Raw genomic sequence first — 1,636 nt, 5'->3', positions numbered from 1 at the left:
CCACGCCTGCGGACCCGGGCGCGGGACTGCGCGGCGTCCTGACCGGACCGGGCGGGCTGGGCACCACGGCGGTCCGGCTCTTCTGGGCGGCCACCGACGCCGCGGTCGCAAGTCAGCGCACTGCGAGTCCGGACGCCATTGACGAGAACTCTGCCGACCAGGCAGGTGGGACGGATTCATCGTCGCCGGTCCGCGTACCGCCGCTGTACGGCCCCGATGCCGTCCGCGACGATCCGGCCCTCGGCGACGCGGTGGACGACCGGCTGGTGGCCTGGTGGGGCGGCGAGATCGGTGCCCGCTCCGGCGAGCTGGAAAAGCTGCGGGCCTGTGGATTCGGCCGGCTGATCATGCTCGCCCACCCGGACTGTGATGAGGTGGACCGGCTCGCGGCCGCTGCCAAGTGCGCCGTGGCCGAATGGGCCGTCGACGACCTCTACCTCGACGGCGACTCCGCCGAATCAGCGCCCGAACGCATCCCCCTGCGGCTTGCCATGGCGTATGCCGCGATGGCCCCGGCCCGTGTTCCCCCGCCGCCCTACGCGATCCAGTACGACGAGCAGGCACGGGAAGACCCCGTGCTGCGGGCGATCCGCTCCAGCTGGACCAATCTGGCGCGCTACGCGAGCCCGACACAGGTCTTCCGGCTGCGCCACGAACTGGCCGTCATGTTCGTGGCCTACAACCAGGAGGCCGAGTGGCACCTGTCCGGGCGGGTGCCGCCGGTGTGGGAGTTCCTGATGCACCGCTGGGAGAACGCCTTCTGCCCGTGCATGGTGCTCACCGACGCGGTGGGCGGTTACGAGGTCCCCGCGCACGAGTACTTCGACCCGCGGGTGCGCCGCGTCTTCACCACCGCGGGCGTGGCCAGCGTGCTGGTCAACGACCTCTACTCGCTGCGCAAGGAGGAGCAGGTCGACGCAGGGTTCGACTTCAGCCTTCCCACGGTCCTGATGGCTGAGGAAGGCTGCACGCTCCAGCAGGCGGTGAACCGGACCGCCGCGCTGCACGACGAATTCGTCCGCTACATCGAAGCCGAGTCCGCCGCACTCGCCGCCGAAGGCTCCCCGCAGCTCGGGCGCTTCCTGGCGGGCGTCTGGGCGTGGATGGGCGGCGGCAGACGGTGGCATGCCACGAGCGGCCGCTACCACGCCGTCCCGGCCGACGGCGGCGCACCCGAGGAGTCCGGCGCCGGCGCCCCGACCACCGACTGACGGGATGCGCGGGACGGAAGCCGCGCGCCCACCGAACTGACCATTCGATCGCAACAGAATCGCAAGAGAGCGGAGCAGTCATCGTGACCACCACCGTGACCACCCTGGATGTGTGCGAGGAGTCTGCCGCGGTCAGCGCGTATGAGCAGTCCGTCGCGGATTACTGGAACAGTGAGCGCAACCCGGTGAACCTGCGCCTGGGCGAGGTGGACGGCTTCTACCACCACCACTACGGCATCGGCGAGCCGGACTGGTCCGTGCTCCAGGGCCCCGAGGAGACCCGCGAGCGGCGGATCACCGCCGAGCTGCACCGCCTGGAGTGCCTGCAGGCGTCCCTGCTGGCCGAGCACCTCGGCGACGTCGGGCCCGAGGACCGGCTGCTGGACTGCGGCTCGGGCCGCGGCGGCGGCAGCTTCGTGGCGAAC

Annotated in this window: 1 protein-coding gene and 1 pseudogene; both read left to right on the top strand. The window is 71.3% G+C overall.

The window, feature by feature from the left end:
- Positions 1-26: 26 nt before the first annotated feature.
- On the top strand, positions 27-1,211 hold the full coding sequence (locus tag VGZ32_RS10550; protein WP_414642530.1) for a family 2 encapsulin nanocompartment cargo protein terpene cyclase: 1,185 nt from the start codon (positions 27-29) through the stop codon (positions 1,209-1,211).
- A gap of 83 nt (positions 1,212-1,294) precedes the next feature.
- A pseudogene (locus VGZ32_RS10545) lies at positions 1,295-1,636 on the top strand (SAM-dependent methyltransferase); the annotation flags it as partial.

This window comes from Actinocrinis sp. (assembly GCF_035938995.1).
Classification (GTDB): domain Bacteria; phylum Actinomycetota; class Actinomycetes; order Streptomycetales; family Catenulisporaceae; genus DASZGI01.
This window is presented reverse-complemented; position numbering and strand designations above follow the sequence as displayed.